The organism is Bradyrhizobium sp. STM 3562, from assembly GCF_045571435.1.
In the GTDB taxonomy this organism is placed as follows: domain Bacteria; phylum Pseudomonadota; class Alphaproteobacteria; order Rhizobiales; family Xanthobacteraceae; genus Bradyrhizobium.
In genome coordinates this window covers 3,939,928-3,953,850 of sequence record NZ_CP120694.1, presented here as the reverse complement: position 1 = coordinate 3,953,850, position 13,923 = coordinate 3,939,928, and the positions used below count along the sequence as shown (strand labels likewise).

The window sequence follows — 13,923 nt, the reverse complement described above, 5'->3', positions numbered from 1 at the left end:
GTGGAAATTGATCTGCGTGAATCACACTCGAACGGTTTTGGAAATTCCCACGAGCCTTAGCGCACGATCCGCGTTGGCGTATCGCACTCAATCCTCTTCAGCCACCGTAGCGCGCCCTCGCCTGCCGCGATGCCAGTAGCAAAACAGGCCTGCAACAGATAGCCGCCGGTCGGCGCCTCCCAATCCAGCATTTCGCCCGCGGCGAAGACGCCGGGCAAGCGGCGGACCATGAAATCCGCATCGAGTTCGTCAAGCGCAATGCCGCCGGCACTCGAAATCGCGCGCGCGATCGGCGCCACGCCGGTCAGCCTGATCGGCACTGCATTGATCAGCGCGGCAAGCTTCTCCGGAGACAGCGAGGACAGCGAAACGCCGGAAGCGATCGCCGCTTCCTGCAGCAGCCCGATCGCGACAGGCGATAGCTGGGCAGCCTTGCGGAGGAAATTCGACAGCGATTGCTTTCCCCGGGGGGCCGCCAGCCGCTTTGCAAGTTCGCTCTGCTCGAGATCGGGACGCAAGGCAACCTGGAGGATCGCCGCGCCATTGCTTTCGATTGCGGTACGTAAGTCCGCCGCAAGCGCATAGATTGCACCGCCCTCCAGCCCGTTACGGGTCACGATGGCTTCGCCTCGCACGCTTGCCGAGCCAAACGACAACGCAGCGCCCTTGAGCGGCTGCCCCTCAAAACGGCCGCGAAAGAGATCCGACCAGTCAACGTTGAAGCCGCAATTGGCCGGCTTCAATGGTGCAATCGTGACGCCCTTTGTTGCGAGGATCTCGACCCATCCCGCGTCCGAGCCGAGGCGGGGCCAGCTCGCGCCGCCGAGCGCCAGCACGGTGGCGCGCGCCTGGACGACTCCTTCTCCATCCGGAGCGCGAAACAACAAGCGCCCCTCGGCATCCCATCCGGCCCAGCGATGACGAAACGCAAAGCGCACGCCCGCGGCACCGAGCCGCCGCAGCCAGGCGCGCAGCAACGGAGAGGCCTTGAATGCTTCGGGAAACACCCGCCCGCTGGAGCCGACAAAGGTCGGCTGGCCCAGCGCCTCGCTCCATTCGCGCAAGCGTTCCGGCGGAAACGTCGTGATCGCCGCTTCCAGCTTCGGCCTTGCCTCGCGGTAGCGGGTCAGAAACTGCGGCAACGGCTCGCTATGGGTGAGATTGAGCCCGCCCCGGCCGGCCATCAAAAGCTTGCGCCCCGCGGACGGCATAACGTCGAACACCGTGACGCCAGCGCCGCCCTGCGCCAGCACCTCGGCCGCCATCAGCCCGGCAGGACCGGCACCGATGACGGCGGTGTCATTTGCCGTTGAAAACATGCTGCACGCTTCGGCCACAGAAACGGTCGTCATGCCCGGGCCCTATCCGGCCACGACGGCGGAGTATGGGTCGTCGGCGCGGCTAAAGTTTCAGGCCCAAGCGCGCCGCAGCCTGGCTGACATATTTCTGCGTCTGCTGGAAGGCGCCCTCCAGCGCCCTGGCCTGCGACATGTCGGCGATCTCCGCAAAGTGCGCGGCGACCGCATCCGGCGTCCATTCCGATTCCGGCAGGTTGATGCCTTCGCTTTCCAAGATCTTGATCACCGCGAACGAGCCGGCGCCCGCGCCCATGATGGTGCGGGTCGGCGCGTCGTCGCTCAGCAGATACTCCACCGCCGGCGTGATTGCTTCCGGCTTCATGAACTGCAGCGCCTGCGGCGGCAGCAGCTCTTCCGTCATGCGGGTCGCCGCGGTCGGAGAGATCGTGTTGACGCGGATGTCGTACTTGCGCCCCTCCTCCGCAAGCACGTTCATCAGGCCGACCATGCCGGATTTCGCCGCGCCATAATTCGCCTGGCCGAAATTGCCGTAGAGGCCGGAGGACGAGGTGGTCAGCACGATGCGCCCGTAATTGCGCTCGCGCATGCCCTCCCACACCGCCTTGCAGCAGTAGAAGGTCCCGACCAGATGCACGTCCAGCACCTTGGCAAAATCGGCGGCCTCCATCTTGGTAAAGGACTTGTCGCGCAGGATGCCGGCATTGGCGCAGAGCAGATCGACCCTGCCCCACTCCTTGGTCGCACGATCGACCATCGCCTTGACCTGCTCGAAATTGGAGACGTCGGCGCCGTCGGCCATCGCCACACCGCCCGCTGTCCTGATTTCCTCCACCACGGCTTGCGCCGGCGTCAGCGAGCCGCCGGTGCCATCGCGCGCGCCGCCGAAATCGTTGACCACGACCTTGGCGCCGCGGCTGGCGAGCCCCAGCGCATGCGCCCGACCAAGACCATTGCCCGCGCCGGTCACGATGGCCACGCGTCCGTCAAACCTGATTGTCATGAGTGCAATTCCCGGATGTTCGTTTTTCGTCGTGCCCGGCGCCTGTCCGCGATCCGATCCGATCGGGGATGGCCCGGGCATGCATCACAAATCTAGAAGTTCTTTGATCAACGATGAATTGCCAGGTCAAGCCCGGCAATGACCGCGGAGCTAGCTGAAATAAATGAGGCCGATCCAGTCGGCGACCAGCGCGGGCTTGTCCTCGCCCTCGATCTCGACCGTGACACTGGTGCGCGACTGCAGCTCCTTCGGCTTGCGCAGCTTGGCCTCGGCGAGCGTGAACCGCCCGCGCACGCGCGAGCCCGCGCGCACCGGCGAAATGAAACGCAGCTTGTCGAAGCCGTAATTGACGCCCATCGTCGTGCCTTCGATCACGGGCATCACCTCATAGGACATGATGCTCATCAGTGACATCGTGAGGAAGCCGTGTGCGATCGTGGTGCCGAACGCCGTTTCTCGTTTCGCCCGCTCCGGATCGACATGGATGAACTGATGGTCCTCGATCACATCGGCATAGAGGTTGATGCGGCTTTGATCGATCAGATGCCATGAGGACACGCCGATCTCGCGGCCGACCATGTTCCGATACGCTTCCAGGGAGATCGGCGGCTTCTTCCAGATTTCGTTCATTCTTCGCTGTTTTCTCTCTATGTTGGCGCTTTCGGAAAACCGGTGTCCACTTTGCGCTCACGCGGCCCTCCGGGTCCGGATCATGCGCTAATGGTCCGCCGCTCCTGCGGGACGCAGCTTCTGCAGTTCCGGAAAATCCTCTTCGCGGAATTCGACCCCGCGCAGCGGATCGTCGCGGTTGTTGTCCTGCTCCAGCCGTCGCAGTTGCACGCGGCGGATCTTTCCGGAGATCGTCTTGGGCAATTCCGTCACCAGCTCGACGCGCCTGATCCGCTTGAAGGGCGCAAGATGGCTGTGCAGATGCTGGAAAATCGAGAGCGCCGTATCTCGCGACGGCCCAGCGCCGGCGGCGAGCAGCACATAGGCTTTCGGCACGGCCAGCCGGATCGCATCGGGCGACGGCACCACGGCGGCTTCCGCGACGGCCTCATGCTCGAGCAGCACGCTTTCCAGCTCGAACGGGCTGATGCGATAGTCGGAGGATTTGAAGACGTCATCGGAGCGGCCGACGAAGGTCAGATAGCCCTCGTCGTCGACGAACACCACGTCGCCGCTGCGATAGAGCGCGCCGTCGGCGCCTGACAGCTTGCCGTCCTCGCCTTGATAGCCCTGCATCAGGCCGGCGGGGCGATCGGTCCCCAACAGCAGCGTCACTTCGCCTTCCCTTGTCGCATGACCATCGGGATCGGTGATCTGTACGCGATAGCCGGGCAGCGGCCGCCCCATCGAGCCGATCTTGACTTTCTGTCCCGGCGAGTTGCCGGCGAGCGCGGCGGTCTCGGTCTGGCCGTAGCCGTCGCGGATGGTCAGGCCCCAGGCGGCGCGCACCTGATCGATCACTTCCGGATTGAGCGGCTCGCCAGCGCCGCAGACTTCGCGCAAGCTTACCTTGAAATCGGACAGCCGCTCTTGGATGAACAGCCGCCACACCGTCGGCGGCGCGCAGAGCGTGGTGACGCGGCACCGGCCGATGGTGGCGAGCAGGCCCTTGGCATCGAAGCGCGGCTGATTGACCACGAACACCGTGGCGCCGGCGTTCCATGGCGCGAAGAAGCAGCTCCAGGCATGCTTGGCCCAGCCGGGCGAAGAAATGTTGAGGTGAACGTCGCCTGGCTGCAGGCCGAGCCAATACATGGTCGAGAGATGTCCGACCGGGTAGCTGCGCTGGCTGTGCCGCACCAGCTTCGGCTTTGCCGTGGTGCCCGAGGTGAAATAGAGCAGCATCGGGTCGTCGGCCTGCGTCGGACCATCCGGAGCAAATGTCTCGGGGAAAGCCGCCGCCTGATCGAACGGCAGCCAGCCGTCCTGAGCGTCGCCGCCCACCACAATGCGTACCAGATCGCTGCCGCCGAGCTGCGCGAATTTCGCGATTTGGTCCTGCGCCGCCACCACCACCTTGGCGCGGCCGCGATCGAGGCGGTCACGCAACTCGTCCGCCGTCAGCAGCGTGGTCGCGGGGATCACGACGATCCCGAGCTTCATTGCCGCCAGCATGGTCTCCCAGAGCGGCACGACGTTGCCGAGCAGCAGCAACAGATGATCGCCGCGCCTCAAGCCTTGCGCGCGCAGGAAGTTGGCGACCTGGTTGGAACGGCGCGACAGCGCCGCGAATGACAGCTTTGTCTCGCGGTTCTGGCCGGAATCGACGATCCACAGCGCGGCGCGATCCCTGCTCTGGGGATTATGCGCCAGCTCCGCATCGAACCAATCCAGCGCCCAGTTGAACGGCGTGGGGTCAGGCCAGCGAAAACCTTTGACAGCCGCATCGTAGTCGGTGCGATGTTTCAGCAGAAAGGCGCGCGCTTCCTGAAAGGTGGTCATCAGCTCGTCCCGGCAAGGCTTCTAACGTGCCGGATAATGCCCGAAAAATCCACCCCGCCGTGACCGGCGGCCTCAAACGCCTTGTAGATCTCCTGCGCGTGCTTGCCGAGCGGGGTCGCCGCGCCAGCAGCCTTGGCCGCATCCTGCGCCAGCGTCAGATCCTTCAGCATCAATGCCGCGGCAAAGCCCGGCTTATAGTCGTTGTTCGCCGGCGAAGCCGGGACCGGGCCCGGAACCGGGCAATAGGACGTCAGCGACCAGCACTGCCCCGACGACGTCGAGGCGACATCGAACAGCGCCTGGTGCGAGAGTCCGAGCTTCTCGGCGAGCGTGAAGGCCTCGCTCACCGCGATCATGGAAATGCCGAGGATCATGTTGTTGCAGATCTTGGCCGCCTGCCCTGCGCCGGCGCCGCCGCAATGCACGATCTTCTTGCCCATCTTCTCCAGCACCGGCTTTGCAGCCGCAAACGCCTTCTCCTCGCCGCCGCACATGAAGGTCAGCGTCGCCGCCTTGGCGCCGCCGGTGCCGCCCGAGACCGGCGCGTCGATGGAGAGAGTGCCGTGTTTGGCCGCCAGCGCATGCGCCTCTCGGGCGCTCTCGACATCGATGGTCGAGCAATCGATGATCAGCGCGCCCTTGTCCAACGCGGGAACGACGTCGTTCCAGACCGCGAGCACATGCTTGCCGGCGGGAAGCATGGTGACCACGACCTCGGCGCCCTTCACCGCGGACACGGCGCTGTCGGCAATCGCGGCGCCGTCGCTTTTCGCCTGATTGCGCAAGGCTTCCACCAGGTCGAAGGCGACCACCTTGTGGCCGGCCTTCACCAGATTGGCCGCCATCGGTCCGCCCATGTTACCGAGGCCAATGAATGCGACGGTTGCCATCTCGATCTCCTCCCCTTCAAAATGATGTTATCTTGCCGGATCGAACACCAGCTCATCGGCGCCGATCTCGGCGAAATAGGGCGCGATCATCTCCGCCGTGACACCCTCGATTGCCGCAGGCGACCATTTGGGATCGCGGTCCTTGTCGATCACGGCCGCGCGCACGCCTTCGCGAAAATCATCACTCCGGAATACTTCCAGCGCGGCACGATATTCGCGCACCAGGCACTCCTCCAGCGAGGACGCGCTTCGCGCCAGCCGCAGCAATTTAAGCGTCACCACCATGCCGCGCGGCGATTTCTCGCCGAGAGTCTTCAGCGTCGAGCACGCAAGTTCCGATCCATCCTGCCGCAGGGCGGCGAGGATATCCTGCATGCGGTCAAAGGCGAACCATTTGTCGATCTGCGGCCGCAACACGGCCACGGGGCCGGAGGTTTCGCCCGCGGCAAAGCCTCCGATCAGCGCCGCGATCTCGTCCGACGACGTTCCTGGTCGAACCTTGGTCAGGACATCTCGCAGTTCGGCAAGCTGGCTTGAGAGCACGACCGCATCCGCAAAGCGCGCGTAGATCGCATCCGGCCCGTTCATGGTTTGCCCGGTCAGGCCGAAATAAGTGCCGAGTTCGCCCGGTGCATGCGACAACAGCCAGGTGCCGCCGACGTCGGGGAAGAACCCCAGGCCCACCTCGGGCATCGCCAGCTTGGTGCGCTCGGTGACGACGCGATGCCGGCCATGCGCGGACAGACCGACCCCGCCGCCCATGACAAGCCCGTCCATGAACGCGACATAGGGTTTGGGATATTTCGCGATCCGCGCGTTCATGACGTATTCCTGGCGCCAGAACACCTTGCCGAGATCGCCGTCCGCCTTCGAGCTCTCATAGAGCCCGCGGATATCGCCGCCCGCGCACAGGCCGCGCTCGCCGGCGCCTTCCAGCAGCACCACCGCGACGGCAGGATCTGCCTCGAAGCGGTCGAGCGCCGCATCGATCCCGAGCGACATCTCCAGCGTCATGGCATTGATCGCCTTCGGGCGGTTGAGCCGGATGATGCCGGCCGAGCCTTCGCGGCGAACGATCAGGTCCCCTTCGCTTTCCGCCGTCGCGGGAGCCGTCGTCATCGCGCGCCCTCGATCATCTTGCGCGCCACGATGAGACGCATGATTTCATTGGTGCCCTCGAGGATCTGATGCACGCGCAAGTCGCGCACGATCTTCTCGATGCCGTATTCGCTCAAATAGCCATAGCCGCCATGGAGCTGCAGCGCCTGGTTGGCGACCTCGAATCCGACATCGGTGCCGAAGCGTTTCGCCATCGCGCAGAGCATGGTCGCATCGGGGTCCTTGCGGTCGAGCGCGGCCGCGGCACGCCAGAGAAAGGTGCGCGCTGCTTCGAGTTCTGTCGCCATGTCGGCGATGCGAAACTGCAAGGCCTGGAATTCGTCGAGGCGTTTGCCAAATGCCTTGCGCTCTCTCATATACGCGAGCGCCTTGTCGAGCGCTGCCTGCGCGCCGCCGAGTGAACAGGCGGCGATGTTGAGCCGTCCGCCGTCGAGCCCGGCCATCGCGATCTTGAAGCCAATGCCCTCCTCGCCCAGCCGGTTTGCAACCGGCACGCGGGCGTTCTCGAAGATCACGGCCCGCGTCGGCTGCGCGTTCCAGCCCATCTTCCGTTCATTGGCGCCGAGCGAGACGCCCGGCGTGTCGCCTTCGACGACCAGCGTGGAAATGCCCGATGGCCCCTCGCCGCCGGTGCGCACCATCACGACATAGAGATCGCCGCCGCCCGCGCCCGAGATGAACTGCTTCTGGCCGTTCAGCACATAATGGTCGCCGTCGCGCACCGCGCGGGTACGCAGCGCCGCCGCATCCGAACCCGAGCCCGGCTCGGTCAGGCAGTAACTCGCCAGATACTCCATGGTGCAGAGCTTTGGCAGCCATCTCTTACGCTGCGGCTCGTTGCCGAAGGCGTCGATCATCCACGAGGCCATGTTGTGGATCGAGATGAAGGCCGACACGGTCGGACACCCCATCGCCAACGCCTCGAAGATCAGCGCCGCGTCGAAGCGCGTCATGGCGGAGCCGCCGACGTCGTCGCGAATATAGATGCCGCCCATGCCGAGCTTGGCGGCCTCGCGCATCACGTCGACCGGAAAATGCTTCTCCTCGTCCCAGCGGATCGCATGCGGCGCGATCTTTTCCGCGGCGAAATCCCGCGCCATGTCACGAACCGCGATCTGGTCCTCGTTCAGTGCGAATTGCATGCTCTATCCGCGTTCCCTCAGCCTTGCCCACGCCGCCAGCAAACGGCTCTTGCCGTCATTGCGAGGGAAGCGAAGCAATCCAGAAGCGATCCGCGGAGATAGTCTGGATTGCTTCGTCGCTTCGCTCCTCGCAATGACGAAGTCTAGTCTTGCCAGCTACTTCATGGTCGGGATCGAAAACTCCGCGCCCTCCTTCACACCGGACGGCCAGCGCGAGGTCACCGTCTTGGTCTTGGTGTAGAAGCGGATCGAGTCCGGACCATGCTGATTGAGATCGCCGAACCCCGACTTCTTCCAGCCACCGAAGGTGTAATAGGCGATCGGCACCGGGATCGGCACGTTGATGCCGACCATGCCGACATTCACCTTGGCCGCGAAATCGCGCGCGGCATCGCCGTCGCGGGTGAAGATCGCAACCCCGTTGCCGTAGTCATGGTCGGACGGCAGCGCCAGCGCTTCTTTGTAGTCGTGCGCGCGCACCACGCTCAACACAGGCCCGAAGATCTCCTCCTTGTAGATCCGCATATCCTTTGTGACGTTGTCGAACAGGCAGCCTCCCATGTAGAAGCCTTTCTCGTAGCCCTGCATCTTGAAGCCCCGGCCATCGACCGCGAGCGTCGCGCCTTCCTTGATGCCGATATCGACATAATTCTTCACCCGTTCGACCGCCTCGCGCGTCACCAGTGGGCCGTAATCGGCGGACGGATCGATCGAGGTGCCGATCTTCAAGGATTCCACGCGCGGAATCAGCTTTTCCATCAACCGGTCGGCCGTGGTCTTGCCGACGGGGACGGCAACCGACACCGCCATGCAGCGCTCGCCGGCCGATCCGTAGCCCGCACCGATCAGCGCATCCACGGCCTGATCCATGTCGGCATCGGGCATCACGATGGCGTGGTTCTTGGCGCCGCCGAAGCACTGGCAGCGCTTGCCGGTCGCGGCCGACCGCTCGTAGATATATTGCGCGATCGGCGACGAGCCGACAAAGCCGACGGCCTTGATGTCGGGATCGTCGAGGATCGCATCGACCGCTTCCTTATCGCCATTGACCACGTTCAGGATACCCGCCGGCAGGCCCGCTTCTATCATGAGCTCGGCGAGCCGCATTGGCACGCCCGGATCGCGCTCGGAAGGTTTCAGGATGAAAGCATTGCCGCAGGCGATGGCGGGGGCGAATTTCCACATCGGGATCATCGCCGGGAAATTGAACGGGGTGATGCCCGCGACCACACCGAGCGGCTGACGGATGGAATAGATGTCGATGCTGGGCCCCGCGCCTTCGGTATATTCGCCCTTCATCAGATGCGGAATCCCGATCGCGAACTCGACGACCTCGAGGCCGCGCTGGATATCGCCCTTCGCATCAGGAACGGTCTTGCCGTGTTCGCGCGCCAGCAGCTCGGCAAGCTTGTCGTAGTCGCGCTGCACCAGTTCGAGGAACTTCATCATCACCCGTGCGCGTCGCTGCGGGTTGGTGGCAGCCCATTCCGGCTGCGCGGCCTTGGCATTTTCCACCGCCGCACGGACTTCCGCTTTCGAGGCGAGCGCGACCTTGGCCTGAACATCCCCGGTCATCGGCTCGAAAACGTCGCCAGTCCGCCCCGAAGTGCCCTTGACCTCGCGCCCGCCGATAAAATGTCCGATTGAACGCATGCGTTCCTCCAATGCTGTTCGATGCCGGTTTTGGGGCGGCATCTTGCAGTGTTTGGAGCGTTTGGGAAGTTCTTTTCCGCGCGGCGGTTTTGCGAAAATGCTGGCCTACGCCCGGTCCGGCGCGGCTTCGCCTAAAGGCGTAGGTCAATACCAGGAAATCTGCAGCTTCCTGCGGCTTAATGGCGCGCGATCGCGGCTTTCACCGCGGTTTTCTTGGCGGCCGCCTTCTTCAGCATCGGCTTCGCTGCGCGTCCGAGCGCGACGTCGCGCCCGGCCTGCAGGATTTCATCCGAAAACTCGCCGCTGCCCGCAATCCGGGCCAGCACCAGCGATCCCATCATGGTGGCGAGTAGGCCGGCGGCCTGCTTGCGCGCCGCCTTCCGCGGCACGCCTTGAATCTGGTCTGCCATCAGGTCGATGAGCTGTTCGACCTTCGCCGCGAAAGCCTTGCGGGTCTTCGGGCTCTCGCGGGCGACTTCCGCACCCAGCGAGGTGATGGCACAGCCATGGCCGGGATCGTCGCGGTGGGCCGGCGTCAGGTAGCTCTCCACGATCGCAGCCAGCCGCTTGTCCGGCGGGGTTTGCTCGGCGATCTTGCGCCAATGCTCGATCGAGCGATCCATCGCATAGGCGAAGGCCTCGATGACCAGGGCGTCGCGCGAATCGAAGTGGGCATAGAACCCGCCATGAGTGAGCCCGGCCTCTTTCATCAGGTCGGCGACGCCAACGCCATGCGCGCCCTTCTCGCGCAGCCGCACCGCGGCCTTGCGCACGATCCGCGCATGGGTTTCCTGCTTGTGTTCCTTGGAATAGCGCATGGGCGTCCTATGGAATGTCCGTAGTCATATAATAGCATCGAGGCCGGGCAAAAGCTGCCCCTATTTCGTTAACTCGCGTTCATGTCCAAGCTATTGGCAGCTTGACAACACCCCGGCTTGAGCCGGAAGTGCATTCTCGCTCACCCCCAAGCGACGGAACCTCTGATGCACATGCTCAATCACCATTGCGGCGTCGATCGCGACGGCCGCGGCGTCGTCACGCTCACGATCAGCAATGCGGGTTCGCTCAATATTTTGAGCTCGCCAGTGATTAGGGCGTTGCGCGAGGGGCTGGAGCAGCTCGCGGGGGATCGGGATATCCGGGCCCTGGTGTTGAAGGGAGGCAGCGAAAAGAGCCTGATCGGCGGCGCCGACATCAAGGAGATGGCAGGACTCGACCAGCCCTCCGCGGAAGCCTTTATCACGCGGCTGCGCGACCTTTGCGAGGCGGTGCGCGCCTTTCCCGCACCTGTGATCGCCCGCATGCCCGGCTGGTGCCTCGGCGGCGGGCTGGAGGTCGCGGCGGCCTGCGATTTCCGGATTGCAGCGCACGATGCCAGATTCGGCATGCCCGAGGTGCGGGTCGGCATTCCCTCGGTGATTCACGCCGCGTTGCTGCCGCGGCTGATCGGCTGGGGTCGCGCCCGCTGGCTGGTGATGACGGCCGAGAATATCGATGCCCCCACCGCGCTCGCCTGGGGACTGGTCGACAAGGTTGCCCCGGAAGGCGGGCTGGATGAAGCGGTGGAGCATACGCTGAGCGCGCTGCTTGAGTGCGGTGCGGAAGCGCTCCGCGCACAAAAGGCGCTCCTGCGCGCGTGGGAGGAACTGCCATTGAAGCAGTCGGTCGATTTGAGCATCGGCGTATTCGGCCAGTCGTTTCTGACCGACGAACCCAAGCGCCTGATGCAAGCGTTCATTGATCGGAAGCGGTAGCTGATACCGTCTTACATCGTTCGATCGTCAATCAGCGCCCTCAGTACTGGGCGTGGGCATGGCGGTATCCGTGCCGCTCATGCCGCAGGATGTGACGTGTGATCTGACGATCGCGCTTCAGGCCGCCGAGTTGCTTCTGCGAATTTGACTCGCCGGTCGATTCGATCGCCTGTTGCTGCTTATGGGAGGTGACTTGGCTCATCGCGGGTGAACCAGCAAGTAACGCCGCTACCGTCATCGTGAGGAACAGGATCCGGGTCATGCTCTCCTCCTGATACTGCATAGGAGGAAACGCCCGCTGCAAGAACGGCGTTCCAGCCGTGCGGTCTGAGGCGATGATGGTGGATCCGAGATTGGAACACAGGAAACGCAGCCCGGATGAGCGAGGAACACTCGGAGGAACAGCACGACTCCGCTCAAAGCCGTGTTCTCGCTCATTGCACAGCGGCGTAAGCGAAGCGGCCCGACGCTCGACATAACGCAAGAAAATCACGTCGGGCCTGCTACGCCGCAAGGTCGAATGATGATCCGTCTAGGCCGGGCCGCCGCCGTCCATCATTCTACGCTTAACGCTCTCGCAGGTCTTGCGAACGTCCTCGGTGAACATCGCGCAATCCTCGATGCGCTTGAATATCTTCTTGGCCTCTTCACGATAAGCCGCTGCCGTATCGCGCATATACGCGATCGCGTTGTGCACCTCGGCCGTCATCGCCTCGCATTTTTTCGCCGCGCTGATCAGCTCGGCTCCCATGGCTTCGATTTCCTTGGCGGCCGCTTCATAGTCGCGCACCACCGCCTCGGCGCTGAGTACGCCGACGCGCGGAACACCTTTTTGGTGCTCGACATAGCTTGGCAACGGCTCCGTTTGACCAGGCGTCCCCTTGGCCGGAACCGGAAGGTTCGCTGTGACATCTGCTTCAAGCTTGGCTAAGTCCAGCGTCTTGGACTTTGGAAATTGCTCGACATTTGCCATAGGTCCATCCTTTTACTCGGGACCGGACTTACCCCGTGAGCAAAAGCGGCCCGATGCGCGACGAGTCCGGACGGCACTCCTCGGGCCTTGACCATCCCGTGGGGACCGCCCGTTCGAAATGGCAAGCCGATGGTAAGCGCTGATTCGTGGCAAAAACCGGGGCAATCAGCGGCAGCAAAGCTGTTGGAGTACGTCCGGGACATCTTTCTCACAGTGAGAAACGGTGAAGTTCGCGGCCAAGCCCGACACTCGCCACTCCCCTACCATCTCGGCGACGCCGAGCCTGATGGCGGCAAGTGGCAGCTCCCAGCTCGCGCCGAGTTTCCTTCCTTCCCGCCATTGCAAATCTTGCGGCGCATCATATGATAATAATCATACAACTTTGATGCCAAGGAGATCCGCCATGGCCGCCGCCTCCGACCCCGTCGTCATCGTATCCGCTGCTCGCACCCCGCTCGGCCGCTTCATGGGCGGGCTTTCGCCGCTGAGCGCCCACAAGCTCGGTGCCCACGTGATCGGTGCCGCGCTGGAGCGCGCGAAACTGGCGCCAGAAAGGATCGACGAGGTTTTCATGGGCAATGTGCTACCGGCGGGACAAGGCCAGGCACCGGCGCGACAGGCGGCGCGCGGCGCCGGACTGCCGGATGCGACCGGCGCCACCACCGTCAACAAGGTCTGCGGCTCGGGCATGAAGGCGACCATGCTCGCGCACGACATCATCAAGGCCGGGTCCGCCAATATCGTCATTTCCGGCGGCATGGAGAGCATGACCAATGCGCCCTATCTGCTTGCCAAGGCGCGCGCCGGCTATCGCGCCGGCCATGACCGCATCATCGACCACATGATGATGGACGGCCTGGAGGACGCCTATGAGACCGGCCGCTCCATGGGCGATTTTGGCGAGGCGACCGCGGAAGCCTACCAATTCACCCGCAAGGACCAGGATGCCTACGCGATGGAGACGCTCACGCGGGCGCGCAAGGCAGTCGAGAGCGGCACCTTCAGGGCCGAGATCGCGCCGGTCATCATCGATGAAAAGACTGGCCCCAAAATCATTGCCGATGACGAGCATCCGCTGAAAGTTGATCCGGCCAAGATTCCGGCGCTGAAGCCGGCCTTCCGCGCCAACGGAACCATTACGCCCGCGGCCTCTTCCGCCAATGCCGATGGCGCCGCCGCGCTGGTGCTGACAACGCGCTCGCTTGCGGACCGCGACGGCCTGCCAATCCTCGCGGAAATCAGGGGCCACGCCACTCACAGCCAGGAACCGCAATGGTTCACCACCGCGCCGATTCCTGCGATCCGCAAACTGCTCGACAAGGTCGGCTGGCAAGTCTCCGATGTCGATCTGTTCGAGATCAACGAAGCCTTTGCGGTCGTGGCCATGGCGGCGCAGCGCGACCTCGGCATTTCCCGTGATCGGCTGAACGTCAATGGCGGTGCCTGCGCGCTCGGCCATCCCATCGGCGCCACCGGCGCGCGTCTGATCGTGACGCTCTTGCATGCGCTGGAAGCCCACAACGCCAAGCGCGGCATCGCCGCACTCTGCATCGGTGGGGGCGAGGCAACCGCGATCGCGCTGGAACGGATCGGGCATTAGAGCATGATCCGGGGCTTCGTGA

General features: G+C 63.9%; 13 protein-coding genes. 2 read left to right on the top strand and 11 right to left on the bottom strand.

The annotated features are described in order from the left end of the window. Positions 1–56: 56 nt before the first annotated feature. The 9 genes from P6U23_RS18140 to P6U23_RS18100 form a co-directional block, all read right to left on the bottom strand. The gene (locus tag P6U23_RS18140; RefSeq protein WP_407181061.1) at positions 57–1,352 is read right to left on the bottom strand and encodes an NAD(P)/FAD-dependent oxidoreductase; all 1,296 of its coding nucleotides are present in this window, start codon (positions 1,350–1,352) and stop codon (positions 57–59) included. 49 nt (positions 1,353–1,401) lie between these two features. Next, positions 1,402–2,319 (bottom strand): SDR family NAD(P)-dependent oxidoreductase, encoded by a 918-nt coding sequence (locus P6U23_RS18135; RefSeq protein WP_407181060.1) that lies wholly within the window; start codon positions 2,317–2,319, stop codon positions 1,402–1,404. A 150-nt stretch (positions 2,320–2,469) separates the two neighbouring features. Then, complete coding sequence (locus P6U23_RS18130) at positions 2,470–2,949, bottom strand: MaoC family dehydratase (protein WP_407181059.1); 480 nt, start codon at positions 2,947–2,949, stop codon at positions 2,470–2,472. 87 nt (positions 2,950–3,036) lie between these two features. Further along, on the bottom strand, positions 3,037–4,770 hold the full coding sequence (locus P6U23_RS18125; protein ID WP_407181058.1) for an AMP-binding protein: 1,734 nt from the start codon (positions 4,768–4,770) through the stop codon (positions 3,037–3,039). Next, complete coding sequence (gene mmsB, locus P6U23_RS18120) at positions 4,770–5,660, bottom strand: 3-hydroxyisobutyrate dehydrogenase (protein WP_407181057.1); 891 nt, start codon at positions 5,658–5,660, stop codon at positions 4,770–4,772. The genes P6U23_RS18125 and mmsB overlap by 1 nt, the downstream gene beginning before the upstream one ends. A gap of 27 nt (positions 5,661–5,687) precedes the next feature. Beyond that, positions 5,688–6,779 (bottom strand): enoyl-CoA hydratase/isomerase family protein, encoded by a 1,092-nt coding sequence (locus tag P6U23_RS18115; protein ID WP_407181056.1) that lies wholly within the window; start codon positions 6,777–6,779, stop codon positions 5,688–5,690. Further along, positions 6,776–7,921, bottom strand: coding sequence for an isobutyryl-CoA dehydrogenase (locus P6U23_RS18110; protein ID WP_407181055.1), 1,146 nt, complete (start codon positions 7,919–7,921; stop codon positions 6,776–6,778). The genes P6U23_RS18115 and P6U23_RS18110 overlap by 4 nt, the downstream gene beginning before the upstream one ends. Before the next feature lie 156 nt (positions 7,922–8,077). Then, positions 8,078–9,574: a CoA-acylating methylmalonate-semialdehyde dehydrogenase gene (locus P6U23_RS18105; RefSeq protein ID WP_407181054.1), complete on the bottom strand. Its 1,497-nt coding sequence runs from the start codon at positions 9,572–9,574 to the stop codon at positions 8,078–8,080. 176 nt (positions 9,575–9,750) lie between these two features. Continuing rightward, positions 9,751–10,392: a TetR/AcrR family transcriptional regulator gene (locus P6U23_RS18100; protein ID WP_407181053.1), complete on the bottom strand. Its 642-nt coding sequence runs from the start codon at positions 10,390–10,392 to the stop codon at positions 9,751–9,753. A gap of 165 nt (positions 10,393–10,557) precedes the next feature. On the opposite strand from P6U23_RS18100, the gene P6U23_RS18095 reads away from it, so the two are divergent. Beyond that, the gene (locus P6U23_RS18095; RefSeq protein WP_407181052.1) at positions 10,558–11,328 is read left to right on the top strand and encodes an enoyl-CoA hydratase; all 771 of its coding nucleotides are present in this window, start codon (positions 10,558–10,560) and stop codon (positions 11,326–11,328) included. A 40-nt stretch (positions 11,329–11,368) separates the two neighbouring features. Here P6U23_RS18095 and P6U23_RS18090 read toward each other — a convergent pair whose 3' ends face one another. Both P6U23_RS18090 and P6U23_RS18085 read right to left on the bottom strand, forming a co-directional pair. Next, on the bottom strand, positions 11,369–11,590 hold the full coding sequence (locus P6U23_RS18090; RefSeq protein ID WP_407181051.1) for a hypothetical protein: 222 nt from the start codon (positions 11,588–11,590) through the stop codon (positions 11,369–11,371). Between the two features lie 270 nt (positions 11,591–11,860). Further along, positions 11,861–12,301: a hypothetical protein gene (locus P6U23_RS18085; RefSeq protein WP_407181050.1), complete on the bottom strand. Its 441-nt coding sequence runs from the start codon at positions 12,299–12,301 to the stop codon at positions 11,861–11,863. Between the two features lie 403 nt (positions 12,302–12,704). Here P6U23_RS18085 and P6U23_RS18080 point away from each other — a divergent pair, with 403 nt between their 5' ends. After that, positions 12,705–13,901 (top strand): thiolase family protein, encoded by a 1,197-nt coding sequence (locus P6U23_RS18080; RefSeq protein ID WP_407181049.1) that lies wholly within the window; start codon positions 12,705–12,707, stop codon positions 13,899–13,901. Positions 13,902–13,923 lie beyond the last annotated feature (22 nt).

What these genes read in the sequence shown, in the direction of transcription:
- P6U23_RS18140 (WP_407181061.1), bottom strand. Translation starts at nt 1,352, where the DNA reads ATGACGACCGTTTCTGTGGCCGAAGCGTGCAGCATGTTTTCAACGGCA.
- P6U23_RS18135 (WP_407181060.1), bottom strand. Translation starts at nt 2,319, where the DNA reads ATGACAATCAGGTTTGACGGACGCGTGGCCATCGTGACCGGCGCGGGC.
- P6U23_RS18130 (WP_407181059.1), bottom strand. Translation starts at nt 2,949, where the DNA reads ATGAACGAAATCTGGAAGAAGCCGCCGATCTCCCTGGAAGCGTATCGG.
- P6U23_RS18125 (WP_407181058.1), bottom strand. Translation starts at nt 4,770, where the DNA reads ATGACCACCTTTCAGGAAGCGCGCGCCTTTCTGCTGAAACATCGCACC.
- mmsB (WP_407181057.1), bottom strand. Translation starts at nt 5,660, where the DNA reads ATGGCAACCGTCGCATTCATTGGCCTCGGTAACATGGGCGGACCGATG.
- P6U23_RS18115 (WP_407181056.1), bottom strand. Translation starts at nt 6,779, where the DNA reads ATGACGACGGCTCCCGCGACGGCGGAAAGCGAAGGGGACCTGATCGTT.
- P6U23_RS18110 (WP_407181055.1), bottom strand. Translation starts at nt 7,921, where the DNA reads ATGCAATTCGCACTGAACGAGGACCAGATCGCGGTTCGTGACATGGCG.
- P6U23_RS18105 (WP_407181054.1), bottom strand. Translation starts at nt 9,574, where the DNA reads ATGCGTTCAATCGGACATTTTATCGGCGGGCGCGAGGTCAAGGGCACT.
- P6U23_RS18100 (WP_407181053.1), bottom strand. Translation starts at nt 10,392, where the DNA reads ATGCGCTATTCCAAGGAACACAAGCAGGAAACCCATGCGCGGATCGTG.
- P6U23_RS18095 (WP_407181052.1), top strand. Translation starts at nt 10,558, where the DNA reads ATGCACATGCTCAATCACCATTGCGGCGTCGATCGCGACGGCCGCGGC.
- P6U23_RS18090 (WP_407181051.1), bottom strand. Translation starts at nt 11,590, where the DNA reads ATGACCCGGATCCTGTTCCTCACGATGACGGTAGCGGCGTTACTTGCT.
- P6U23_RS18085 (WP_407181050.1), bottom strand. Translation starts at nt 12,301, where the DNA reads ATGGCAAATGTCGAGCAATTTCCAAAGTCCAAGACGCTGGACTTAGCC.
- P6U23_RS18080 (WP_407181049.1), top strand. Translation starts at nt 12,705, where the DNA reads ATGGCCGCCGCCTCCGACCCCGTCGTCATCGTATCCGCTGCTCGCACC.